The organism is Pseudomonas sp. Marseille-Q8238 (genome assembly GCF_965111915.1).
Genome location: NZ_CBCOPI010000001.1, coordinates 410,067 through 435,020 on the forward strand (window position 1 = coordinate 410,067; position 24,954 = coordinate 435,020).

20 protein-coding genes are annotated in these 24,954 nt (G+C 61.1%); 9 read left to right on the top strand and 11 right to left on the bottom strand.

Annotation, left to right across the window (positions count from 1 at the left end; translation table 11 throughout):
- Positions 1-148 precede the first annotated feature (148 nt).
- The 5 genes from ACWPW0_RS01790 to ACWPW0_RS01810 form a co-directional block, all read right to left on the bottom strand.
- Entirely contained in the window at positions 149-1,525 is a 1,377-nt protein-coding gene (locus ACWPW0_RS01790; protein ID WP_454254252.1) for a sigma-54-dependent transcriptional regulator, read from the bottom strand.
- Positions 1,518-3,332: a sensor histidine kinase gene (locus ACWPW0_RS01795; protein WP_454254253.1), complete on the bottom strand. Its 1,815-nt coding sequence runs from the start codon at positions 3,330-3,332 to the stop codon at positions 1,518-1,520. Before ACWPW0_RS01795 ends, ACWPW0_RS01790 begins: the two co-directional genes overlap by 8 nt.
- Before the next feature lie 347 nt (positions 3,333-3,679).
- The gene (locus ACWPW0_RS01800; RefSeq protein ID WP_454254254.1) at positions 3,680-4,963 is read right to left on the bottom strand and encodes a CitMHS family transporter; all 1,284 of its coding nucleotides are present in this window, start codon (positions 4,961-4,963) and stop codon (positions 3,680-3,682) included.
- Positions 4,964-5,015: 52 nt separating this feature from the next.
- On the bottom strand, positions 5,016-5,327 hold the full coding sequence (locus tag ACWPW0_RS01805) for a DUF4387 domain-containing protein (RefSeq protein WP_447588407.1): 312 nt from the start codon (positions 5,325-5,327) through the stop codon (positions 5,016-5,018).
- A 2-nt stretch (positions 5,328-5,329) separates the two neighbouring features.
- Entirely contained in the window at positions 5,330-6,694 is a 1,365-nt protein-coding gene (locus ACWPW0_RS01810; protein ID WP_454254255.1) for an acyclic terpene utilization AtuA family protein, read from the bottom strand.
- Between the two features lie 123 nt (positions 6,695-6,817).
- Between ACWPW0_RS01810 and ACWPW0_RS01815 the strand changes: the two genes are divergently transcribed.
- Positions 6,818-8,017 (top strand): citrate/2-methylcitrate synthase, encoded by a 1,200-nt coding sequence (locus tag ACWPW0_RS01815; RefSeq protein WP_454254256.1) that lies wholly within the window; start codon positions 6,818-6,820, stop codon positions 8,015-8,017.
- A 301-nt stretch (positions 8,018-8,318) separates the two neighbouring features.
- Here the strand turns inward: ACWPW0_RS01815 and ACWPW0_RS01820 are convergent, their stop codons facing one another.
- Together ACWPW0_RS01820 and ACWPW0_RS01825 are read right to left on the bottom strand one after the other, a co-directional pair.
- On the bottom strand, positions 8,319-9,677 hold the full coding sequence (locus ACWPW0_RS01820) for a DUF1329 domain-containing protein (protein WP_454254257.1): 1,359 nt from the start codon (positions 9,675-9,677) through the stop codon (positions 8,319-8,321).
- An 11-nt stretch (positions 9,678-9,688) separates the two neighbouring features.
- Positions 9,689-11,455, bottom strand: coding sequence for a DUF1302 domain-containing protein (locus tag ACWPW0_RS01825; RefSeq protein ID WP_454254258.1), 1,767 nt, complete (start codon positions 11,453-11,455; stop codon positions 9,689-9,691).
- 331 nt (positions 11,456-11,786) lie between these two features.
- On the opposite strand from ACWPW0_RS01825, the gene ACWPW0_RS01830 reads away from it, so the two are divergent.
- Positions 11,787-12,329 (top strand): dihydrofolate reductase family protein, encoded by a 543-nt coding sequence (locus ACWPW0_RS01830; protein WP_454254259.1) that lies wholly within the window; start codon positions 11,787-11,789, stop codon positions 12,327-12,329.
- A 20-nt stretch (positions 12,330-12,349) separates the two neighbouring features.
- Positions 12,350-12,913: a GNAT family N-acetyltransferase gene (locus tag ACWPW0_RS01835; RefSeq protein WP_454254260.1), complete on the top strand. Its 564-nt coding sequence runs from the start codon at positions 12,350-12,352 to the stop codon at positions 12,911-12,913.
- 32 nt (positions 12,914-12,945) lie between these two features.
- Here the strand turns inward: ACWPW0_RS01835 and rfbD are convergent, their stop codons facing one another.
- From rfbD to rfbB, 4 genes are read right to left on the bottom strand one after another with little or no spacing between them, the layout of a single operon-like run.
- Positions 12,946-13,815 (bottom strand): dTDP-4-dehydrorhamnose reductase, encoded by an 870-nt coding sequence (gene rfbD, locus ACWPW0_RS01840; protein WP_454254261.1) that lies wholly within the window; start codon positions 13,813-13,815, stop codon positions 12,946-12,948.
- On the bottom strand, positions 13,812-14,357 hold the full coding sequence (gene rfbC, locus ACWPW0_RS01845; RefSeq protein WP_454254262.1) for a dTDP-4-dehydrorhamnose 3,5-epimerase: 546 nt from the start codon (positions 14,355-14,357) through the stop codon (positions 13,812-13,814). Before rfbC ends, rfbD begins: the two co-directional genes overlap by 4 nt.
- Entirely contained in the window at positions 14,354-15,226 is an 873-nt protein-coding gene (gene rfbA, locus ACWPW0_RS01850) for a glucose-1-phosphate thymidylyltransferase RfbA (RefSeq protein WP_454254263.1), read from the bottom strand. Before rfbA ends, rfbC begins: the two co-directional genes overlap by 4 nt.
- Before the next feature lie 4 nt (positions 15,227-15,230).
- A complete protein-coding gene (gene rfbB, locus ACWPW0_RS01855; RefSeq protein WP_447588426.1) occupies positions 15,231-16,295 on the bottom strand; it encodes a dTDP-glucose 4,6-dehydratase in 1,065 nt (354 codons plus the stop codon).
- Positions 16,296-16,641: 346 nt separating this feature from the next.
- On the opposite strand from rfbB, the gene ACWPW0_RS01860 reads away from it, so the two are divergent.
- The 6 genes from ACWPW0_RS01860 to ACWPW0_RS01885 all read left to right on the top strand — a co-directional run bounded on the left by ACWPW0_RS01860 (position 16,642) and on the right by ACWPW0_RS01885 (position 24,951).
- A complete protein-coding gene (locus tag ACWPW0_RS01860; protein ID WP_454254264.1) occupies positions 16,642-18,075 on the top strand; it encodes an undecaprenyl-phosphate glucose phosphotransferase in 1,434 nt (477 codons plus the stop codon).
- 2 nt (positions 18,076-18,077) lie between these two features.
- Positions 18,078-19,535 (top strand): mannose-1-phosphate guanylyltransferase/mannose-6-phosphate isomerase, encoded by a 1,458-nt coding sequence (locus tag ACWPW0_RS01865; protein WP_454254265.1) that lies wholly within the window; start codon positions 18,078-18,080, stop codon positions 19,533-19,535.
- Positions 19,536-19,662: 127 nt separating this feature from the next.
- Positions 19,663-20,430, top strand: coding sequence for a polysaccharide biosynthesis/export family protein (locus tag ACWPW0_RS01870; protein WP_454254266.1), 768 nt, complete (start codon positions 19,663-19,665; stop codon positions 20,428-20,430).
- Between the two features lie 18 nt (positions 20,431-20,448).
- Positions 20,449-22,437, top strand: a complete 1,989-nt coding sequence (locus ACWPW0_RS01875) for a GumC family protein (RefSeq protein ID WP_454254267.1) — start codon at positions 20,449-20,451, stop codon at positions 22,435-22,437.
- A complete protein-coding gene (locus tag ACWPW0_RS01880) occupies positions 22,437-23,627 on the top strand; it encodes a glycosyltransferase (protein WP_454254268.1) in 1,191 nt (396 codons plus the stop codon). The genes ACWPW0_RS01875 and ACWPW0_RS01880 overlap by 1 nt, the downstream gene beginning before the upstream one ends.
- Entirely contained in the window at positions 23,617-24,951 is a 1,335-nt protein-coding gene (locus ACWPW0_RS01885) for a beta-xylosidase (RefSeq protein ID WP_454254269.1), read from the top strand. The genes ACWPW0_RS01880 and ACWPW0_RS01885 overlap by 11 nt, the downstream gene beginning before the upstream one ends.
- Positions 24,952-24,954: the final 3 nt, after the last annotated feature.

Genomic DNA, 24,954 nt, shown 5'->3' on the forward strand with positions numbered 1-24,954 from the left:
CGCCTGTGCACATGAGGGAATTGCGCAGTAGCAACGGGCTCCACCGGCCAGACGGCCTATGCCGGGTGGCGACTCAAAAGAATCGGGATACCGAGGTTGACGCGAAGTATGACTGGCAAGTCACGTGTGGCCTTGCCAGTTTCATCAACTAGTCGTTGTCGTCGTTACTGCTGCCGGCGAAGTCCAGGCCGTGTTTGCGCAGTTTGTCGTGCAGGGTTTTTCGAGCGATACCGAGGGCTTCGGCCAGGCTGCGCAGAGAGTTGTGCGACTTGCTCATTTCTGCGCTGATCAGGGCGCGTTCATAGGCTTCGACCTGATCGCTCAGGCCGGCACCGGTGCTGACGATGACGCTGGCCTCACCGGGCTGGTCGAGCCCGGTGTCCAGGCCCAGAGCGAAGCGCTCGGCGGCGTTCTGCAGCTCGCGCACATTGCCGGGCCAGGCGTGGCCGAGCAGTTGTGCACGCAAGCTGGTGGACAGTTCGCGTACCGGCAGGCCATGGCGCAGCGCGGCGGTTTCGGCGTGGTACTGGAACAGCAGAAGGATGTCTTCGCCACGCTCGCGCAGGGGCGGAATGCGCAGCGGCGCGACATTCAGCCGGTAATACAGGTCGGGGCGAAAGCGTCCCTGGTCGGCGGCGCCGCGCAGGTCTTCCTTGGTCGCGGCGATCACCCGGATGTCCAGCGGAATCAGCTGGTTGCCGCCCAGGCGCTCGACCACACGTTCCTGCAGCAGGCGCAGCAGTTTGACTTGCACATCGAGGCTCATGCTTTCGATTTCATCGAGGAACAGCGTGCCGCCGTTGGCGAACTCGAACTTGCCGATGCGGCGTTTCTGCGCGCCGGTGAAGGCGCCGGCCTCATGGCCGAACAACTCGCTTTCGACCACCGACTCGGCGAGGGCGCCGGCATTGATGGCGACGAACGGGCCTTTGCGGCGGGCCGACAGGTCGTGCAGGGCGCGCGCCACCACCTCCTTGCCGGCCCCGGTTTCGCCGAGAATCAGCACATCGGTGTTGATCGCCGCCAGCGCGCCCACCTGCTCGCGCAGGCGCAGCATCGGCGCGGACTGGCCGATCAGTCGAGCGCCGAGTTGCTGACGGTCGGTCAGGGCCAGGCGCAGGTTGCGGTTCTCCAGTTTCAGCCGGCGTACTTCCACAGCGCGTCGTACGCTGTCGAGCAGGGCCTCGCTGGCGAAGGGTTTTTCCAGGAAGTCGTAAGCGCCGTCACGCATCGCCTGCACGGCCAGTGGCACATCGCCGTGGCCGGTGATCAAGAGCACGGGCAGGTCGGCATCCTGGTCATGCAATTGGCGCAGCAGTTCCAGGCCGTCGATACCGGGCATGCGGATGTCGCTGACCACCACGCCGGGCCAGTCGCTGGCGATGCGTGAAGCCAGGCCCTTGGCATCGGCGAGGGTCTGTACCTTGAAGCCGGCGAGATCGAGCGTCTGGCTCAGGGCCTGGCGCAAGTGCGGGTCGTCGTCGATCAGCAGGACCTGGGTGCAGCTGTCGATGGGGTCATTCATGCAGGTAATCCTCGGCAGATTCCAGATTCGCGCCCGGCGCTGCGTTACGCAGGAACAGGGTGATCTGCGCGCCGCCACTGGGGTGGTTGGCCAGCAGCAGCTCGCCGCCCAAGGCGCGCATCAGCGTTTCGCAAATGGCCAGCCCGAGGCCCAGGCCCTGGGTGCTGGTCTTGGTGGTGAAAAAGGGTTCGCGGGCATGGGCCAGGGCGTTAGCGGAAAAGCCGGGGCCGTTGTCGCGCAGGGTCAGGTACACGCCGTCGTCGCGCTGTTCGGCATTCAGCCACAGGCGCCGTGGCTGCGCCCGTTCGCCCAGGGCATCGAGGGCGTTGGCCAGCAGGTTGCCGAGCACCTGGCGCAGGCGGGTTTCGCCGGCCTGGACCCACAGCGTCGCATCAGGCAGGTCGCGGATCAATTCCACGTCCATGGCGCGGCGTCGTTTGGCCAGCAGGGCCAGGGCATCATCCAGCGCCGGCTGCAGGGCCACGCTTTCCGGGGCGTGGCGATCACGCCGGGCAAAGGCCCGCAGGTGGGCAATGATCGAGGCCATGCGCCCGGTGAGTTCGCTGATCTGCCGGAGATTGCCACGGGCGTCTTCGGTGCGTTGATGGTCGAGCAATACACCGGCGTTGTCGGCGTAGCTGCGAATGGCAGCCAGCGGCTGGTTGAGCTCGTGGCTGATGCTCGCTGACATGGTGCCCAGGGCGGTGAGCTTGCCGGCCTGGACCAGGTCGTCCTGGGTGCGGACCAGCTCCTGTTGTGCGTGTTCGCGCTCGAGCACTTCGTCCTTGAGGCGGGTGTTGAGGGTTTCCAGCTCGCGGGTGCGCTCCAGCACGCGGATCTCCAGATCACGCTTGGCCCGCGCGTCGACCGCAATGCGCTCCAGGTAGTGGCGCCGGCGTTGCAGCATCAGGCCGAGCAGCAGAAGCAGGACCAGCAGGCTGGCGCCGCCGATGGCCAGCACATTCTGTACGGGCCGCTCGACCAGGCTGCGTGGCGCGAGGAGGCTGACCGTCCAGCCGGTTTCCGCCAGTTCACGGCTTTGCATCAGCCATTGGTTGTCGTCGAAGTACAACGGCCGTGGATGCAGCGTCGGGTAGGGCTGGTCGGCGGCGATACGCGCCAGTTCCTGCCGGGTCAGCGGGCGGGTCGCATGGAAGCGCCATTGCGGGCTGGAGGTGAGGATGACCACGCCGTTGGCATCGGTGACCAGCAGTTGCTCGGGCGTGTTGCCCCAGAGGCGCTCGGTGTAGTCGAGGTCGACCTTGAGTACCAGTACGCCAAGCTTGCGTTCGCCTTCACGCACACCGGCTGCGAAATAGTAGCCGCGCTTGTGCGAGGTGGTGCCCTGCCCGAAGAAGCGCCCCAGGCGACCGTCACGGGCGGCCTGGTAGTAAGGGCGGAAGGTGAAGTCGCGACCGATGAAGCTGTCTTGTTGATCATGGTTGGAGGCGGCGCGGGTAACGCCTTGCGCATCCATCAGGTAGATCTGGTCGGCACCGGTCTGTTCGCGCACCTGTTGCAACAGGTAGTTGGCCCGCGTCACGGCTTCATCGTCGTCCGGGTTGAGCAGCACGCCGCGCAGGCTGGGCAAGTCGCCGAGGATCGGCGGCAGCACCTCGAAGCGGCGCAACGTGCCGAGCAGGTTGGCCACATAGAGGTCGAGGGTCTGACGGTTCTGCTGTACCAGTTCATCGCGGTAATAGCGCTCGGCCAACTGCTGCAGCGGCCACAACAGCGGGGCGAGCAGCAGGGCCAGCAGGGCGAGGCTGCGCCAGCGGGGGCGGCGATGGGGTGGGCTCGGGTTCATGCAGTCAGCTGTCGGTGTCAGGCCGCGCACGCAGCCAGGGGAAATGCTCGAAACCCACCAATGGGCACGCGCACCGTGAGGTGAGCTGTCGGGAAGTGGGTTCGGTTGTTGCCGGCATTATGCACCGTCACGCTGTGGCGTGGGGTGCAGTTCAGCCAGAGCAGGGGCGGACAAGTGCTACCCCTGCACACTGTGCAGGAGGTGTCCGATGCCGCGACACGAATGGTGGTGCCGGTTAGTCCGGCGAGGATGTGCAGGCGCTGCTGATAAAAAAGCCGCCCGATTAGGGGCGGCAAAACTCATCCGACGTCGCGTCGACGGAAGGGTGGATGAGCGAGGAGCAGGTCCTAGGAGATAACGCCCAGCGTAATGGCGACCAGAATCAGCACCAGTGACGAAGCGACTGCCCATTTCAGGCAGAAGCGCTGCAGGTCGCCGACCTCTCGATTGAGCAGGCCACTCATCAGGTAACCCGCGGCCACCAGCGGACTCAAGGCATGCACGGGTTGGCCGAGTACCGAGGCACGTGCGATGTGCAGGGGATCGACCCCGTACAGTGCAGCGCTTTTCGCCAGGATCGGCACGATGCCGAAGAAGAACGCATCGTTGGACATGGCAAAGGTGAATGGCAGGCTGGCGAATGCGGTGATGGTGGCCATGTAGGGGCCGGCCGAATCGGGAATCACGGCGATGAACTTGGCCGACATCGCATCGACCATGCCGGTGCCGGTGAGGATGCCGGTGAATGCGCCTGCAGCGAAGATCAGCGAGATCACGCTCAGTACGTTATCGGCATGGGCGGCGATGCGTTTCTTCTGTTCGGCCAGTTGAGGGTAGTTGATCACCAGGGCGAGGGCGAAGAACACCATCATCAGCACGGGCAGTGGGCCAAGTTGGGCACCCATGGCCACGACCAGCCCCAGGGTCAGGGCAAGGTTTACCCAGATCAGCCTTGGCCGATGATGGGGTTTGCTCAGTGTGGCGACGTCGATGCGTGCGTTGGCCGTATTCGAGGGCGTCCAGCCCAGTCGTTTGCGCTCCTTGAGACCCAGCCAGAAGGCGGTGGCGAAGGCGAATACCAGGCCGCCGAGCAGCACGGGCACCAGGCCGATGAAGACGTCCATGGCGTCCAGATGAAGCGCGCTGGCCACGCGTGCCGTCGGGCCGCCCCAGGGCACCAGATTGATGCTGGTATTGGTCAGCAGGATCAGCGTGGCCAGAATCAGCGGGTTCATGCCCAGGCGCAGATAGACCGGCAGCATGGCGGTGACCACGACCAGCACCGTGGTCGAGCCGTCGCCATCCAGGGAAATGAGCGCGGACAGAAGGGCGGAGCCAACGGCCACTTTCAGCGGATCATTGCCCACGGCGTGGACGATACGCCGTGTCACGGGTTCGAACAGGCCGGCGTCGTACATCACGGCGAAGAACAGCAGGGCGAACATCAGCATCATGGCCGTGGGCGCTAGCTGCCTGACGCCCGCGAGCACCATGTCGCCCGTTTCGCTGCCGAAGCCGCTGGCGACGGCGAAGACCACGGGAACCAGGATCAGCGCGACGATGGCAGACAGGCGCTTGCTCATGATCAGGTAAATGAAGGTGGCGACCATGCCGAAACCGACCCAGGCCATAGTGTTGTCCTTGTTGTAATGGGTGTGGCGCCGTGGCGCGTTTGAGGCAGGTTTATTCCGCCACGACGATGGACATCAGCGGCACATATTGCTGCCCGCCATAGCAGTCACTGTCGTGCAGTTCGCCCTGGAAGATGGGCCGGGGGAACGAGACTTTGATGGCCAGCGCCTGGTCGTGGTAGACGAGAGTGATATCTGCTTCATCCTGTTTGTACAGCTCGGCCAGCAAGGCCTTGGTAATGGGTTGCGCGCGTTTGACCCGGGCGTAGTTGTCACGGTTGGTGAACATCAGGTCGAAGGTCAGGACGAACGGTCCGGCGTTTTTCGAGCGGATCAGGCTGCACAGTTGGGCAATCGTGGTCATGGTCAGATCTCCACCATCTCGGTACGGAACATTTCCAGTGGGGTGTCCGGCGCCAGTACATGGTTGACGGAGAAGCGGTAGACCGCCCCGCGTGGCACCTCGGGTGGCGAGAAGGGGTAGGCGATGGTGCTGATCAGGCCGTCGTAGCCGGGCACCGGGAGGTGGGCGCTGACATGGCTGACGAAGCTGGCGATCTTGGTGGCCAGTTCCTGGGTGGGGGCGGTGATCGTGATGAGGATGCCGACCTCCGTGGGGACGGTCTTCTTGTCGGTCTCCAGCGGGCCCATCACCGCGCCACGGCCATAGGTGCGGAAGTGGATGTCGTAGTCGCTGGGCTTGAGCGTGTCGCCGAACAGTTCGGCAATGCGTGTGGCGAAATACTGCTGGGCCATGGGCAGCAGCGACTCCAGGGCCAGAAAGATCTTCGGGTCGCGGATGCCGCCGATCACGGCGGTCTGGTAGCCGACCATTTCTGACCCCTCCAGCTTGATGGTGTAGGTCTCTGCCGGAATGAATGCCGAACCACTGACGCGCACGCTGCGTTCGCTGGTTGCGGTATAGGTGGCATGTTCGGTGTCTACCGTGCCGGAGGGTTCGGTAAGCAGGAACGGGTTGGCGTTTTCATACAGGGTATGGGCGGCAATCGAGAGGGGGGTCACCCGGGCGTTCAGGTCCAGCGGTTCGATCTCGAAATGGTCGTCGCGGATGTAGGCCATCAAGCCGTCGGCCGCCGGGGGTACGCAACAGGCGGCGCCGCATTCGATGGTCTTGGCTGCATGCCAGGCTAGCCCACGTGGGGCGCCCAGTCGCTCGGGCACGACGGCATACAGCGCCGAGTCGCTGGCGCGCCCGGCGAGGATCACGTTGGCCCCTGCATCGAGCGCTGCCGACAGGGGTTCGGTGCCCATCATGCCGACGATGGTGCTGCGCTCGATGACGCTGTCATCGAATGCGGGAGCAGGGTTGAGCGGATGAATGCGCCCTTCTTCCAGCCGTTGTTTCAGGTAGCGCTCGTCCTGCTCGGCGTAGATCAGGGCCAGGTGGAAGTGCAGGTTTTCCTCCTGGGCGATTTCATTGGCGATCTCCGCCATCCAGTCCACGCCGGCATCGCAACCACTGGTGCCGCATGAGCCGATGATCAGCGGCACATCGAGTCTGTCGCGGCCCTTGAGCAGCAGGCGTAGATCACGCTTGCAGGCCTCGCGGGACAGCTTGGCCTTGCCGCTGCCAAGGTAGGCGGGGCCTGAATCGGTCGAGCCGGCGTCACAGGCGATGACGTGCGGCGCGAGTGCCAGCCCGCGTTCGAGCGAGGCCTCCTTGAAGCCCGATCCAACTGCACCGTTGGGTGCCAATACGCGTATTTCCACAGCCGTCTCCTTGGGAGGCAATACATTGATCAATGTATGCTTGTGTGTCATTGTTTCGGCAAGGTATACGACCGCTATGCAAAATAAAATCTGTACGATTTTCATCAACTTGTGGGGCCGAAAATGGATGGTTTCGAAGACGACCTGTACCTGTCTGCCGAGCAGGCTGCCCAACAACTGGGTATTAGCCTGCCCACGCTCTATGCCTATGTGAGCCGCAAGAACATCCGCTCGGTGAAGGTTGACGGCTCGCGCAGCCGACGTTACTGGGCCGCCGATATCGAGCGCCTGGCAAAGGGCAAATCCGCTGCGGAAGGCAGCGGCGGCTTGGCGGAGTTGCAACGGGTCGCGGCAACCAGTGCCATTACCCTGCTGACCGAGCAGGGGCTCTATTACCGTGGCCAGGACGTGCTCGATCTGGTTCAGAGCGCCAGCGTGGAAGACGTTGCCGAGCTGATGTGGCAGGTGCCTGGCGTGTTTGATGACAACCTGCCGCGCCGCCCCAAGTCGGCCTCGGCGTTGCTCAAACTGTTCAATGGCGCCAGCTCGGCGGAGAAGGCCATCGCGCTGTTCCCCCTGGTGGAGAATGAAAACCCCAAGGCCCATGACCTGTCGAAGGAGGGCTATGCCCGGACCAGCGTGGATGTCGTGCGCTGGTTTGCCGCCCTGGTCGTAGGGGCGGATGGGCCGGATGTGCGTCCGTTGCACCAGTTCATCGCGCAATCCTGCGGGGTGGATGGCGCCTTCGAGGATCTTATTCGGCGTGTGCTGATTCTCTCCGTGGACCACGAACTGGACCCGTCCGCGTTCACGGTCAGGGCGGCTGCCAATACGGGTGTTTCACCCTACTACGCTGCCATTACCGGACTGGCCTCGTTCCGGGGCCGGCGTATCAGCTATGGCCGCAGTGAAATCGTCACCCGCTTTCTGGAGGAGGTGTGCAGTGCGCGTGATCCGGCCATGCCGGTGCTGCAGCGCTTTCGCCAGGGCGAGGCGTTGCCGGGCTTTGGCAGCAACGTGCACGGCGTGATCGACCCGCGGGCCATGAGCCTGATGGCAACCCTGAGCGAGGTGTTCCGGGGAGACGAGGAGTTCAAGCGCTTGCTGAAAGCCGCTGAAGTGGCTGAGGAGGTGGTGCAGCAACCTGTGGACTTCATTCTGCTGCTCACCTTCGTGGGCAGGAAGCTGGGGCTGGTCGGGCAGGAAATCGCCTTGGCCGGTATTGGCCGGGCAATCGGTTGGCTGGCGCACGCCAGTGAGCAATATCACCACCAGGGCCTGGTGCGGCCGCGCGCCAAATACGTCGGCATTCTGCCGGACTGATGGCCGTGAGCTGGCTTCTAGGGGGGTTGGCGTTTCGCTCTTAGCTCACGGAGCCGGATGGAAATGGATTTCCAATCCAGCCCTCGAATGGGCGTCCTTGAGGCAATTGCGGACGCTCGACTTTGCGTTTCATGACACGCCGATTGGTGGGCTAAAGCCCACCCTACAGAGTTATACCCCCGAGTAGGGGGGCTTTAGCCCACCAGTTGCAGTGTCCGCCATTGCCTCGATCCGGCCTCCATATCGGAACGTCAACGGGCCCTGGGCACGACCACGCCGTAGCGTGGCCGTGCCGGACGGGTTAGCGGATGCCGATGTTGCGCAGTGCTGCAGGTGTGAAGTCCGACGTCTTGGCCTTGAGGCCGAAGCGGTAGGCGTTCTTCACCTGGTTGAACAGGCCGTTGGCGATGTAGCGCCCCGAGGTCAGGTCGTAGGTCATTTCTCCGGCCGATATTTCGGTCTGGGCGTCGTAGAGCGGCAGGATGTGGTTTTCCGATACCCGCCAGAGCGCGCCACGGCTGTCGTAATGATCCGCCTCGACGATTGTCCAGCTGTCTTCATCGATGAACAGATGGCGCTTGGAGTAAACGTGGCGCTCGCCAGGCTTGAGGGTCGCGACCACTTCCCACACCCGGTGCAATTCATAGCGGGTCTTGTCCTGATTGATGTGCCCCGGTGTGACCAGCTCCGTATAGGGCGTGCGGGGGTCGGCCAGGCGGAAGCTGTTGTAGGGAATGTAGAGCTCCCGCTTGCCCAGCAATTTCCATTCATAGCGGTCGGGCGAGCCATTGAACATGTCGAGTTGGTCGTTGGTGCGCAGGTTGCCTGGACCGGGGCTGTCGTACGCCACCTGCGGTGCCCGGCGTACACGGCGCTGGCCGGAGTTGTACTGCCAGGCCATGCGCGGCTCTTTCACCTGGTCGAGTGTTTCATGCACCAGCAGCACGTTACCGACGTCTCGCGCGGGGGCCACGTTGATCGAGGTGAAGTAGTAGAGGATGTTCTTCGACTTGGCCGGGTTGTAGTCGCTCAATTGCTCGCTGTAGGCCAGGCGGTCGCGTTCGGTTTTCCACGCGTAATCACCTGACGGGGTGGTCATGAAGGTCGTGGTTTCCCGCTCATAGCTGCCGCCCCGGTAGCGGGTGATGTGGTTCCACAGCACTTCCAGGCCGTTCTGTGGGATCGGGAAAGCCAGTGGACTGCTGTAGTCCATGAGCCCGTTGCCGCCCTCGATCAGGGTGGTGCGCGTGGCGTTTTGCCGGGCGATCTCGTAATAGCCGGCTGGCCAGGCGATGCTGCGGTGCGAGGGGTAGACCGGGATTCTGTAGGTACTCGGGTAGCGGGTGAACAGGGCAAGCTGACCGGGTGTAAGGCGCTCCTTGTACTGCTCCAGATTCTGCGCCGTGATGACGAACAACGGCTGCTCATCGGCGAACGGATCCTGGCGGAAGCCGTCCACCACCTTGCCGGCGTTGGTGGGGAGGCCACCTGTCCAGGCCGGGATCGTACCGTCGGCATTGCCAGCCTGCTCGGCGCCCACTGGCGTCAGGTTCTTGCCGAGTTGGGCTGCCTGGCTGGCATCGACCGCGGCGAGGGCCGTACCAATCGACAGCGGCAGGCATGCCAACAAGGCGCACAGTGTGTGGGTGGTTGGATGCATGGAATAAGTCCTCAGAAAGTCACGCCAAAGCTGGCGCTCAGGAAGTCCCTGTCGATGGCGGTGTTGTAGTCGCCGCCGAAGTAGTCGGTGTAACTCAGGCTGACTTCGTAGTTGTTCAGGTACTTGGCGCTCAGGCCGAGACTGATGGCCTTGCTGCCTTCGTTGAAGTTCGGCCCGTAGCCATCCACGTCATGGGAAAAGGCCACGCTGGGCGTCAGGTCCAGGCCGCCGATCACGCCGTTGTAGGTCAGGCTGCTGCGCAGCCGATAACCCCAGGAGTTGCGGGTGAAGAAGCCTTTGTCGTTGCAGTACTCCGGTCGACCGCTGAGCATCGCGCGGCACAGGTCTTGACCGTTGGCGTCGTAGTACTCGCCAGGTCCGTAAGGGCTGGCCCGGCCGAAGCGCAACGCCCCGGACTTGCCCTCGGAAATGCCCGAGATGTGGTTGTAGCCGACCTCGCCGATGAGGGCCATGCGGCTGGCCCCCAGCACCTGGTCAAAGGTCTGGGTCACGCTGAACTGCGCCTGGCTGACGGGTTTGCGCACATAACCTTTGATGGAGTCGCCCGGAATTCCCGAGTTGGGGGCTGCGCTCGGCACCACGGGGGCCAGGCGCAAGGTGGCGTAGATAAGGTCGTCGAAGGCCAGTGGCATATTGGGGCGATAACTGAACTCGCCCTCTACCGACGCCGTCCCTACGGAGGTGTTGAAACTCACGCCGTAGAGGCGAATGTCCTCGGGGTATTCGAGGAAATAGGTGGCTGAGCGTGCGCCGAATGCCGGGCTGGTGAAGGGGTTCGCGGTGGTCATGGTGGAGCCGCCAACCGGCATGCGGCTGTGGTAATTCAGGAAGTATGCGCTCAGCTCCGTATCGTTCAGCGCGGGCACGAACCAGCGCGCCGCCACCCCAAATTGCCCGCTATCCCGTGCCTTGCGATCCGGGCCACGGGGCAGGTAAAGGGTGTTGCCGTTAATCCCCGAGTTGTCCGACTGGCCGGGTGCCTGATCGGCGCCACTCATCACGTAGCGGTCGTTACAGCCCTGTGCTGCGATGTCCGAGCTGGCGAAGAAGGTGCCGCAGTTGTCGGCGACGGTGTTTTCCCACTCCAGTTGGTAGAAACCTTCGATGCTGACCTGGTCGGTCAGCGTCTGTTGGACATAGAGCATGTTGACCGGCAGCAGCCCTTCCTTCAGCTCCGAACCCGGGCGGCGCAGGGCGTTGGCATCCAGGGGGTTGATGCTGTTGATGCCGCCGCTGATGAAGGTGCTGCCTCCCCAACTGACCACTTGCTTGCCGATACGGAACGAGCCGGGCAGGTCGCCCAATTCATAGTTGTGATAGAAAAACGCATCGAGCAATTGCATCCCGGACGACTTTGCCCCGCGCTGGCGGCCGTTGTCCTGGATGTCGTACAGGTGCTGGTGACCGTCCTTTAGCTCGAAGTCGTACCAGTACTTGCCGCGCAGGAAAATGCCGGAGTCGCCGTACTTCAGTTCCAGGTCATGCACGCCCTTGAAGATCTTCGAGAAGGCCTCGCCTTTCTTGAAGTTCAAGCGCCCGTCATCCGTGGTGCGCGAGTCACCACGGCCGCCATTGGCGAAGCCGATGAAGTCCGGATCGGGATTGCGCATGGCCCAACTGGCGCCGACGGACAGTGACGAATCCAGCTGTCCTTCGATCTCGCCGATGGTGAAGTTGAGCGCCGTCGCGCTGGGCATGTAGGCGCTGGCAGATACCGCCAGTACTGCGGCTGCTCCGGGTAGAACGAGCCGTTTCATTATTGTTCTCACGTCTCTCACCTTTGTTGTTGTCTTGGCTGGTACGAGCATGAGTGCAGGTTCAGGAGTCCCTGGAAAAGGGTTTTCTCTATATATTGATTTAATTTATCAATATATATACTTGCCTCTCACATATGGAGGCTAATCAACCAATAGGTGGATGTAAATCTGGACGAAATTCGTCAATGCGGGATGCGGCTTTGCGGCCCCTGGGTGATAACCTTGCAGGCATTGCTGCGACATCCATTCATGTGTCGACCGAAGTGATGTTCGGTTGGTTGCTTATGCTATTGCCCGCCAACTGGAGGGTGTGTTCTGCAGGAGAACGATCTTGAGCGCGTTATTTTCTGTCTATATCGCCACCAGCCTCGACGGATTCATCGCGCGCAGCGATGGCGACCTGGATTGGTTGCTCAGTGCCGCCACGTCGGACGATGACCATGGTTACGCCGCGTACATGGCCGGTATCGATACGCTGGTCATGGGGCGCAACACCTTTGAGAAGGTGCTGACGTTTGGCGAGTGGCCGTACCCGGATACCCGGGTCGTGGTGCTGAGCCGCACCTTATCCGTCGAGGACATTCCAGTTGCGCTTCGCTCTGGCGTTTCGTTGCATGCCGGACCGGTGGATGCGCTGGTGCAGTCCCTGGTAGAGGCGGGGGCCAAAGGTGTGTACGTGGATGGTGGGCAGGTCATTCAGGCATTCCTGGCTGCCGGCCTGCTGAATGAGCTGACGATTACCCGCATTCCGATACTGATCGGCCAGGGCATCAGCCTGTTTGCCGATGCGGGTCGTGACATCGTGCTGGAGCACCTGCGCACCCGGGCGTTCGACAGTGGCTTCGTGCAGAGCACGTATCGCATCACGTTTTGATTACCGAGGAGGTAGGGGTGATGACCCATGAGTACATTGACACCCAGCGGCTGACGCTTCGCCCACTAGTCCCAGCAGATGCGGCGGCCTTGTTCGAGATTTTCTCGGACCCGCGCGTGATGCAGTACTGGAACACACCGCCGTGGGCATCCATTGCCTGTGCGCAGGCTTTCATCGACGAAGACCGGCGTGCGCGGGCCGCAGGAGAGCTGGTGCGCTTTGGCATCTTCCTGAGGGAGAGCAATGTGTTGATCGGCAAATGCATGCTGTTCGATCACTCGCCGAGCTCACGGCGCGCGGAGATCGGTTTCGGGATTGCCGCGTCGTATTGGGGTGCGGGCTATATCCAGGAGGCCTCTGCGGCCTTGATCGAGCTTGGCTTCAATGCGATGAACCTGAATCGCATCGAGGCGGAAATCGATCCGCAGAATATCGGTTCGGCCAAGGCGCTGGAGCGAATGGGCTTTAGCCTGGAAGGGCTGCTGCGCGAGCGCTGGATTGTCGATGGCATCGTGTCCGACTCGGCATACTATGGCCTGCTGCGCCAGGACTGGCTGCAGGACCGCGCCCGTGTGGAGGGCTGATGCGGAATGAGAATGCCGGGACTCTTGTTGCCTTAGCTCGGTTCGCTAAGGCATTCGCGCAGGGCCGCTCGCCAGTCGGGCAGTTGGATACGCCAGTCGCGTTGCAGGCGTGTGCAGTCCAGGCGTGAGTTCTGCGGGCGTTGTGCCGGGGTTGGGTAGGCGCTGCCGGGAATGGGCTGCAGGCGAGCGCAGGCAGCTCCTCCGGTGCGGAGGTGTTCGGCGATCGCGCTGGCGAAGCCGAACCAGGACGTTTCGCCCTGGGCGCTGAGGTGGTAAGTGCCCCATGGGCCAGCCTGGTCATTGCGCCAGTGCCCGATCAGTTCGGCTGTCGCCTGGGCGATGCTGCCGGCCCAGGTGGGTGCGCCGATCTGGTCGTCGACTACCCGCAGTTCCTCGCGCTCCTGCAGCAGGCGCTGCATGGTCAGCAGAAAGTTGTTTCCGTGTTGCGAGTACACCCAACTGGTACGCAGGATCAAGTGTGTGCCCGCCACGGCGCGAATGGCGTTTTCACCGGTCAGTTTGCTGGCGCCGTAGACATTCAGGGGATGCGTAATGTCATCTTCGTCGTAAGGCGTGGCTTTGCTGCCGTCGAAAACGTAATCGGTGGAGTAATGGATCAGCGGGCTGTCGAGCTTGGCGGCTTCCTCGGCGAGCACGCCAGGGGCCACGGCGTTGATGGCGAAGGCCTGCTCGGTCTCGTTTTGCGCGCGGTCGACCAGGGTGTAGGCGGCGGCGTTGATGATCAGATCAGGCTTCAGTTCGCGAACCTGACGGCGAATGGCATCGGTATCGCCAAGGTCCAGTTGCGCCTGCCCCAGCACCTGCAAATCCACGCCCTGGCCGAGCTGTTTTTGCAGGGCGCGGGAGACCTGGCCGTTACGTCCAGTCAACAGGACTTTCATGGGAACAACTCGGCGTCGTGCAGGCTGCTGCCGGCCTGGTCCTTGGTGGACAGCTGTGGCGAACCATCGAACTGCCAGTCGATGGCCAGTGTCGGGTCATCCCAGCGTATGCAGCGCTCGTGCGTCGGTGCGTAGTAGTCGGTGGTCTTGTAGAGGAATTCGGCCGTCTCGCTGAGCACGACGAAGCCGTGGGCAAAGCCTTCGGGAACCCAGAGCTGGCGCCTGTTTTCGGCACTGAGGCGTACGCCTACCCATTGGCCGAAGTTCACAGAGCTGCGACGGATGTCCACAGCGACATCCAGCACTTCGCCTTGGATAACGCGCACCAGTTTTCCCTGCGCCTGCTCGATCTGATAATGCAGGCCACGCAGCACGCCGCGCTGCGAGCGCGAGTGATTGTCCTGTACGAAGGTGCGTTGCAGTCCGCAGGCCTCGGCAAAAGCGCGCGCATTGAAGCTTTCATAGAAGAAGCCGCGTTTATCGCCGAAGACCTGGGGTTCGAGGATCAGCACTTCAGGCAATGCAGTGGGGGTGCACTTCATGGGTGTTCTCCGGCCAACTGAAACAGGTATTGGCCGTAGCCAGTCTTGCCGAACAGCTTGGCTTGGCAAAGCAACTGGGCTTTGTCGATCCAGCCATTCTGATAAGCGATTTCTTCCAGGCAGGCGACCTTCAGACCCTGGCGATGCTCGATGGTCTGCACGTATTGCGAGGCTTCAAGCAGGCTGTCGTGAGTGCCGGTATCGAGCCAGGCGAAGCCACGGCCGAAGCGCTCCACCCGCAGATCGCCGCGTTGCAGGTAGGCGTTGTTGACGTCGGTAATTTCCAGCTCGCCGCGTACGGAGGGCCGCACGGCCTTGGCGATGCTGATCACGTCGTTGTCGTAGAAGTACAGCCCGGTAACGGCATAGCTGGACTTCGGCTTGGCCGGTTTCTCTTCGATGGACAGGGCATTGCCTGCTGCATCGAAGTCGACCACGCCGAAGCGTTCCGGATCCTTGACCCAGTAGCCGAATACCGTGGCGCCTTGCTCCTGGGTAGCGGCGCGCAAGAGTTTCTCGGTGAAGTGTTGCCCGTGAAAAATGTTGTCGCCGAGGATCAGGCACACCGCATCATCGCCGATGAACTCTTCACCAATCAGAAAGGCCTGGGCCAGGCCATCCGGGGATGGCTGTTGGGCATAGCTCAGCTCAATGCCGAACTGGCTGCCATCGCCGAGTAGCGCCTTGAAATGCGGAAGATCGTGTGGGGTGGAGATCAGCAGGATTTCGCGGATACCGGCAAGCATCAGTACCGAAAGTGGGTAATACACCATCGGTTTGTCGTAGATCGGCAACAGCTGTTTGGAGACGCCAAGTGTAATGGGGTGCAGGCGCGTGCCAGAGCCGCCTGCGAGGATGATGCCTTTCATGGTCTTACTCCTGTAAACCGAGACGCTGTCCCTGGTAACTGCCGTCTTGTACGTGGCGACACCAGTCGAGGTTGGCCAAATACCACTGCACAGTCTTGCGCAGGCCGCTGGCGAAGGTTTCTTCCGGTACCCAGCCCAGGTCGCGCTGGATCTTGCCCGCGTCGATGGCGTAGCGCTGGTCGTGACCTGGGCGGTCCTTGACGTAAGTGATCAACTCTTCGTAGCGGGTGACCCCGGCGGGTTTGCCGGGCGCCAGTTCTTCGAGCAGGGCGCAGATCGCTTTCACCACGTCGAGGTTCTTCTGCTCATTGTGCCCGCCGATGTTGTAGGTCTCGCCGACCTTGCCTTCGCTGACTACCTTGAGCAGGGCACGGGCGTGGTCTTCCACGTAGAGCCAATCGCGTACCTGCTGGCCGTTGCCGTAAACCGGCAGGGCTTTACCTTCAAGGGCGTTGAGGATCACCAGTGGGATCAATTTCTCCGGGAAGTGATAGGGGCCATAGTTGTTCGAGCAGTTGGTGATCAGCACGGGCAGGCCGTAGGTGCGCTGCCAGGCACGCACTAGGTGATCGGAGGCCGCCTTGCTGGCCGAGTAGGGTGAGCTGGGTGCGTAAGGGGTGTCTTCACGAAACAGGTCGTCGGCGCCGTGCAGATCACCGTAGACCTCGTCGGTCGAAATATGGTGAAAGCGGAACTCACCGCGACGAGGCTCGGGCAATGCCTGCCAGTAGACGCGAGCTACCTCCAGCAGGGCATAGGTGCCGACGATATTGGTCTGGATGAACGCGGCGGGCCCATCGATGGAGCGGTCGACGTGAGATTCGGCGGCCAGGTGCATGATGGCGTCCGGTTGGAACTCAGCGAGTATCCGGCTGACCCGTTCGCTGTCGGCGATATCGCCTTGGGCAAAGTCGTAGCGATTGCTATCGGCAACGGAGGCCAGCGATTCGAGGTTGCCGGCGTAGGTCAGTTTGTCGAGATTGAACACCTGATGTTCGGTATCCCGAATCAGATGGCGGATCAGGGCCGAACCGATAAAGCCGGCACCGCCGGTGACCAAAATGCGCATTTCAGGTTCTCGGCAAAGTCATGGGACGTTGAATGATAGGGCCTACCAAGTGATTGGCCCGAGTATTTTTCTGCCTGCAAGCAAGGCCTTTCTATCGTGTGATTCTGTAAATGGTGCACGCTGCGGAGCGCTTTAAAATCGCGTGTTAGGGCTGTTCCTGCCTAGGTTGCGGGCTTATTGAGTGGCGCAACTGATTAGATATTGAATTGCCACCATAAAAGTGCTTTAGTCTCGCCTCAAGTTTTTTAGGCATTTTTTTGTCTTTCCGTGGGCTGTCGGTTTTTTGGTGCCTTTATTTTGACGCATTGGGCGTGGAAGCAGAAATCAAGGCAGGAGTGATTTTTCAATGCGTCAGCTGTCGGGCGGCAGTTCCTTACTGGCGCGCCCAGGCTTCATAGAGTACTTCCTGGCAGCTATTCGGCTAGTGCATGGGATTACTGCTGTGCTGCCTGGGCTGCTGCTATTGCTGTGGCTTTCTGATGAGTCAGGCCTGACCCGGAGCTATACCGCCGTACTGCTATTTTTCGCCGTGCTGACGGTGATGATGTTTCAGGCGCTGGGTGTCTATTCAGAAGAGATATTCAGCCGGCTGCTGCGCTTCCGGGTGATGTTTTTCGCGTGGGCGTCGGCTTTCTGCCTGTTGCTGTTCATGCAGCAGGCCCTGTCACTCTTCAGCTTCATGGAGTGGCACTACCTGTGTCTGTGGTTTCTGGTTAGCCTGCTGGGTTTTGGTGTCGAGCGTCTATTGCTGCTGGCGCTTTTCCGCTATTGGATGAGTACCGGTCAATACCTGCATGCCGCCGTGATTCTCGGGGCGACCGACAACGGCGTACGCCTGGCGGAATACATGGCACGCAACCGCGATATCCGCTCCGGATTGGTCGGGTTCATCGACGACCGAATCAGCCGTTTACCGGCCAGCGTGGTCGGGCTGCCACTGCTGGGCAACAGTCAGGAGCTCGAGCGTTTGGTGCGCAAGGAACATATCACTCAGGTTCTGGTAGCTCTGCCCTGGTCAGCCGAGAGTCGTATCGAACAGATTGTTCACGAGTTACGCCGGCTGCCAGTCAACGTCTTGCTGGTGCCAGATATGGTGGCTTTCCGGCATGCCCGCAACCGCATTACCGAAGTGGCGGGGCTGCCGATGTTCAATGTTTCGGAACGCCCGTTAGATGGCTGGTCGCCGCTGATAAAGCGACTCGAGGATTTATTGCTGGCAAGCCTGGCGCTGATCCCTGCTTTGCCCCTCATGGCGCTGGTTGCTCTGGCTATCAAGCTCGACTCACGCGGGCCGGTGTTATTTCGGCAGAAGCGTTATGGCTACAACAACCGCCTCATCGAAGTGTTCAAGTTTCGCTCGATGTATTACGACTGTGCGGATATGAACGCCGAGCGCCAGACCACACGAAATGATGAGCGTATTACCCGGGTCGGACATTTCATCCGCAAGACCAGCCTGGATGAGCTGCCACAGCTGTTCAACGTGCTGTTTGGAAGCATGTCGATGGTCGGGCCGAGACCGCATGCCACTGCCACCAAGGCGGCAGGTATCCTGTTTGAGGAAGCGGTCAAGGAGTACACCTCGCGCCACCGGGTCAAGCCGGGCATTACCGGATGGGCGCAAATAAACGGCTACCGTGGTGAAACCGATACGTTGGAAAAGATCGAGAAGCGCGTCGAGTTCGATCTGCAGTACATCGAAAACTGGTCGGTATGGTTCGACCTCTACATTCTCTGCCGGACGATCCCGGCAGTCATGTTGGCTAAAGAGGTCTATTAGTCATGAGCGCACTGATTCCCTGCATCGTCGCCGGCGGCTCTGGTACCCGTCTGTGGCCTGTATCGCGTGAAGCCATGCCCAAGCCCTTCATGCGCCTCAGCGATGGGAGCAGCCTGCTGCAGAAGACGTTCGAGCGGGTTGCCGAACTGGATGATGTTGCTCAACTGCTGACCGTGATCAACCGTGAGTTGCTGTTTCGTACCCTGGATGATTACCGGGCACTGAATCAGCGGCATCTGGCTCTGGATTTTCTGCTCGAACCCATGGGGCGCAACACCGCACCAGCGATTGCCGCTGCTGCACTGCATGCTGCTGGTCAGTATGGCGAGGATGTTCACCTGCTGGTATTGCCGGCCGATCATCTGATTCGTAATCAGGAGGCCTTCGTCGCGGCGATCAACCAGGCTCGTGTGCTGGCGGAAGCAGGTTGGTTGGTGACCTTCGGCATTCGGCCGGGGCATGCTGAAACAGGTTATGGCTACATCCAGCAGGGCGAGGCGCTGGAGCAGGGCGGTTACCGTGTGGCGAGCTTCGTCGAAAAGCCCAATCTGGCTACTGCCGAGGCTTACCTGGCTGGCGGCAAGCATTTATGGAATGCCGGCATGTTCTGCTTCCGTGCTGATGTCTTGCTGCGCGAGTTGCGCGAGCACGCACCAGGGGTGGTCGAAGGTGTGGAGAAGTGCCTGGCTTCGAGTCAGTCGACTCAGGGCAAACAGGGCGTCCAATGCGAACTGGATGGCCAGAGCTTTGCCGAGGTGGCTGACATCTCCATCGACTATGCACTGATGGAGCGTTCCTCCAAGGTGGCCGTGGTGCCGTGTGATCTGGGTTGGAGTGATATTGGTTCCTGGCAGGCTCTGCGCGAGCTGACCGAGGCCGACGCCAATGGCAACCAGGTCAACGGTGAGGTGGTGCTGCACAATGTGCAGGGCTGCTATATCGACTCACCCAAGCGCCTGGTCGGCGCAGTCGGGGTGCGGGATCTGGTGATCGTCGATACGCCGGATGCACTGTTGATCGCCGATACCCACAGCACCCAGGACGTCAAGTTCGTTGCCCAGGAGCTGAAGAAGCGGGGCCACGAGTCATACCGGCTGCATCGCACCGTGACACGGCCTTGGGGCATGTACACCGTGCTGGAAGAAGGTGCTCGCTTCAAGATCAAGCGCATCATGGTGCGTCCTGGCGAGTCGCTGTCGCTGCAGATGCACCATCACCGCAGCGAGCACTGGATCGTGGTCAGCGGCATGGCCCTCGTGGTCAATGGCGAGCGTGATTTCCTGCTCAATACCAATGAGTCGACATTCATTCCGGCAGGCCATCAGCATCGTCTGGTGAATCCAGGCGTGATCGATCTGGTCATGATCGAAGTGCAGAGCGGTGAGTACCTCGGCGAGGACGACATCGTGCGTTTCAACGACATCTACGGTCGGGCGCCTGAGGGCGAGCCAGCGAACTGATACGTGTCGCGCTGCAGCGCGTCATGACGTTAATGGGCTCACGGTGAGCGTGTGGAGTTGGCCGCCACCTGAGCATTTTTCCAGGTTGCTGGAAGCGAATATTGAGGTCTTGAAGGAAGCTTTTCATATGAAAGCGTTGTTGTTGATTGTTCTGGTGTTAGGCATAACGGCCTGCACAACACCGGCCCGTATAGGCCTTCCCGATTCCGACACTGTCGATGCCGGCCATGCTGCTGCACTGACGTTGGCTGATCTGCCACCGGTGCAAGAGCGCATCCGTGCGGGCGATACACTACGAATAGTCAGGGATAGTGGTGAAACACCGACCGTATCGGCATTCACGGCCAACTCCATCTATGAGTTGACCCTTTATACGGTGCTTAACGATGGCAGTTTCTCCTATCCATTCATCGGCAAGGTTCAGGCCGGTGGCAAGACACCTGAGCAACTGGCGAGTGATCTGAAAGAGCGGCTTACGCCGTACTACCGTGAACCTGGCGTCACCATCAATATCAACCAGGCTCCCGGCAATACGGTCTTTGTGGGGGGCGCGGTGCGTAACCCGCAGCCGTATTCGGCCAGCGTTGCCACAACATTGGAGCAGGCCATCGTGAGTGCCGGTGGGGTCATGCCTGATGCCGACAGTCACAATGTCGCCCTGTTGCGTTCGGATGCGGATGGTCGTTACAAGGCCTATTTCGTCGACTTCAGTCAACTGCTGCAAACCGGGGAACAGGGGCGCCAGGCCATTGCGCTGCAGCGTGGTGATGTGGTTTTCGTGCCCAAGTCCGGTGTGGGTAACCGCATCGAGGGCGTGGATCTATACCTGAATCAATTGATCCCGTTCACCAAGTCGATTGGTATCGGAGCCAGCTATGACTTCCGTAATAACTAATCGCCAAGGACAGCTCTGATGATCGAAATTCGTACACTCCGTGATCTGCTGCGCCTGTTCTTCATTTTCTTTAGGGAGTTCAAATTAGCGGTTGTCACCACTCTGGTGATCATTCTGCTGGGGGCGTTTCTGCTGCCGACATCGTTCGAATCCAGCGCACGGCTATTGGTAAAGCCAGGACGTGACACCAACACGCTGCCTATCGAAGTTGCCGATCGTCCATCAATCGTGATGCCTACGACGCAGCGCGACCCGATCCTGGACGAGGAGCGCATGCTGACCGGTCGGCCAATCAGCCGCCAGGTTGCCGAGCGTTACTTGGAAGAGCTGGCCAATGCTCCTCCGCCTGAGGGTGTGCTCCCGACGCTCAAGTATTACGTTGGCCAGGTAGCCAGCGGTGCCATCGATCTCGCTCGTGGTTTTGTGCAATTGCTCGGGCTGGACGAGGCGCAGACTCCGGTAGATCGTTTGGCAACCAGGCTGGAAGACAAGTTCAGTGTCACCCATGCCCCTGGTTCATCGGTAATGGAAATCCGTTTCCGCTGGAGCGATCCGGCTGTGGCGCAATCGGTGGTGCAAAGCTGGGTCGACCTTTATCTGGAGGAACGTACCCGGGCGCTGGGACGTCGCAGTCTGTATGACTTCTATCAGGCTCAGAGTGAGGCGAGTTCTGCTGAGATTCTCAAGCTCAAGCAGGAGCTGACCGCTGGGTTGGATCAATTGGGCGCTATCAGTATCGAGGAGCACCTGCAGCATCTTTCTGAGCGCATCAATCAACTGCGTACCGACAGGTTCAACTCGCGCCGTCTGATTTCCTCCACCGAGGGCAGCCTGGCCACTCTCGATCAGCAGATCAAGAGCCTGCCTGCCGAAATCAGCACCGCGCGCGAAGTGGCCCTGAACCCGGTTCAGCAGGATTTGCTGCGCATGCTCAATAGCAAGCGCGCCGAGCGCGAAGACCTGCTGCGTACTTTCACTGAAAATGCGCCACCAGTTAAGAGCATCGAAGGCAGCATCACCAATCTGGAGGCGATGGTGAGGGCTGAGGCCGACACGCTGCAGGTTTCCCAGAATCGTGCGCCGAACCCGATTGCGGAGCGTCTGCGCAGCAATTTCATGGATCAGCAATCCGATCTTGCGCGGCTCAACGCCCAGCTGATTCGGCAGGAAGAGCAACTCAAGGTTCTGGAAGAGGAGCGTGTCAAGGCTGTTTCCGTAGAGCCTGAGCTGGCCCGTCTGCAGCGCGAACTCAGTGCCGCCGAAGGGAACTTCGCGCTGTACAACGAAAGCCTGGAGAAGGCCCGTATCGACCGCGAACTGGACAACAGCCGCATCAGCAACATTGCGATGGTCGAGCAGGCCACCTACAACCCGAGCCGCGTGTTTCCCAAGAGCCTGCTGATGCTCCTGCTGGCCTTGCCGCTGAGCATCGTGGTCGGATTTCTGGTGATCTACTTCTGCTACCTACTCGATCAGCGGATTCATGACGGCGGTCGCTTCGCCGGCAGGTTCGGCATTCCACTGTGGACGACGCTGCCGGAGGTGGTGGGCAATCCGACCCAGAATAGTGCGTTCCTGGCGGCTCTGTATCGCCTGTATGGCCTGTTGCCGCTGGATCAGGTGGACGAACGCGGGCTGGTGTTTGGTCTGACCTCCGCGCGTCGCGGGGAAGGTGTCAGCTTCATCATCGAGCAACTGCGTCGCCTGCTCGTAGAGCGCGGCTACAAGGTTCGTATCGGCGATGCCCCGGCTCAAGCCGGTGAGGTGGTGCTTTTGGACGCTTCGGCGCTGCTGTCCAACCCTGAGTCGTTCGTCAACCTGCGTCGCGCAGACCTTATCGCTCTGGTGATCGAGGCACAGCAAAGCAATATCCCGACGGTGGCACATGCCATCGGCGTACTGAATACGGCCTTCACCAAGGTCGATGGCGTGATCATCAACCGCCGCCGCTTCGAGGTGCCGGATCGTGTGCTGCAGGTAATCGCCAAGGTCCGAGGCGCGATCTGATGCGGATTGCGCTGTTAGCGCCACTCCCCCCCGAACAGACTGGTATTGCCGACTATGCGGCGGTGCTGAAAGCATCGCTGGAGTCGGCTGGGGTGGACGTTCTCACCCCGTTGGCCGGGTGTGGCAATGATCCCCTGCGGGCAATGGCACGGGTTGCGGAGTTCGACTGGACGGGTGTGGATGTCGTGCATGCCGAGCTGGGTGGCGGGCGTCTGGCGGAGTTTCAGGCGCTACGTGCTCTGCGAAAGCGCTTCCCGCATCTGCCCCTGTCAGCCACGGTACATGACCCCGAACGGTTGGTCTGGCGGCGAGCGTCGCTGCCTTGGCCCTTGTCGCTGGTTCGGTCCTGGCCATCGCCTTGGCCACAGGTTGCGACGGTGCTGGCCGACCCTCTCTGCCTGTATGAAGAGCGTCATCTGGCCAGTAACCTGAACGCGTTGGTGACCCTCACTAAAACCGGTCGCAACTGCCTGGTTCGACGCATGCGGCTGCCGGCGAGCAAGGTTCACGTCATCGCTCATGGCAACCAGGCTGTGCAGCCGTCCCCGCCGCCCCCGCTCGAGCCGCTGCGCCTGCTTTATTTCGGCTTTATCTATAGAGGCAAGGGAATCGAGGATCTGCTCGACGCCCTTGCCCTGGTCGTCCGCCGCAAACCTCAGTTGCTCCCACGCGTGTCCCTGACCCTCGCAGGCGGAAGTGCGCCGGATATGGCGTTCGAGCCCGGTGGCAGCTACCTCGATCAGCTACGTCAGCGCATCGTCGAACAGGGGTTGGAGTCGCTCATCGAGTGGCGGTTGGATCTACCGGCCGAGGATATCGCCGCGCAGATCCAGGCGCATCATGTGATGGTCCTGCCCTACCGGGAGTCGAGGAAACTACGGCTGCTGGGTGAGCAGCGTGGCACCAGTGGCGCGTTGTCCTGGGCCGCTGCCTGTGGGCGCGGTGTGGTGACGTCCGATGCCCGTGCGTTTGCCGAGGAAGTGGCTACAGGTAATGGCGCGATCTACCCCCAAGGAGATGTATCGGCCTTGGCCAACGAACTGGAGAGATTGCTGGAGGCGCCGGAGCGCTGTCTACAATGGGCTGAGCGCGCCGAGCAGATCGGTCGCGAGCGTCTCTGGCCTTTGACTGCCCAGCGGTTCAAGGCACTGTTCAGCAGCCTGTGTGAGGGTAGGGACCATGCGAAATAAGCGAATTCTTCTGTCGAGTCTTCTGGTAGCGGTTGTTCTGTGTGTAGCTGTCGTATTGAGCAGCCGTAATGCTGAGGCCGAAATTATTAGCCTGAAGCCGGAGCGCACGGTGGTCTGGAAGGACTTCCTGGGGGTCAACGCGCAGTTCCATTTCTTCCCGGAAGCGACTTATCGCAAACAAATGAAACGCCTGCACGAACTGGATCTGCAGTGGGTGCGCATCGCCATGCACTGGGCGCTGCTGGAGTCCGCACCGGGGCGTTACTACCCTCCATTTGATGCCGCGACCAAAGTGATGGGTGAAGAGAACCTGAAGGCGGTCGGTTTCCTGGCGGGCTCCGCGCCCTTCGCCACTACCGCTCCAGTGGACTCGCCTTATCAGGACTCCTTTCCGCCGAAGGACAATCGGCTCTACAGCGAAAGCCTGACGAATTTCGTCGAGCGCTACCCGCAGTTCGATGCATGGCAGATCTGGAACGAGCCGAACCTGCCGCCGTTCTGGCGTCCGAAGGAGGATCCCGATGCTTATGCCGCGCTGCTGCATGATGCCGTGGTAACGGTGCGACAGCGTTTTCCTGATAAGCCTCTGCTCACCGCCGGCATGGCCTATTTCAGCGAGATGCCTACGCGTGGCATGGGCCTGATGCTCAAGTCGTTGCTGGACATGGGGCTGGCCAACTACAACCTGATTGTTGCTTACCACCCCTATACCGAATATCCGGAAGCCAACAAGCCGGGCAAGAACGATTTCCTCGAGACTGCTCGCTACGTCAACAGTGGTTTGCGCAACGCAGGTATCAAGCAGATCTGGGCGACCGAATGGGGCTGGTCCAGCTATTCCGGACCCAAGGAACTGCAGGCGATCATCGGTATGTCCGGACAGGCGGATTACACGTTGCGCCGGTTGGCGCTGATGAGTGCCCTGGATTATGACCGCATCTTCCTGTTCAACCTGAGCGATCTGGATGCAAGGGCCAGCGTGCGTGACCAGTCTTACGGACTGCTCGATTTGGACGGTGAGCCGAAACCGGCGTTCACCGCGCTGAAGAACTTCCTCGAGGTGACCGGGCCGCGCCTGGAACCGGCGGAGCCACCTACATTCGCCAAGGCGCCGAAAGACCTGTACAGCGTCTCGTGGACACGGGATGACGGTAAGAAGCTGCTGATGGTCTGGAGTGCGACGGCAGGCAAGCTGCACATCCATGGAGTGCACCAGGCGACGTTGTACGATCCGCTGCGTGGCACGGAACAGGTGCTCCAGGCCGAGAGCGATACCCTTGTGGCAGGACTCAAGCCCAGCTTGCAGCTGCTGGTATGGGATTGAGTA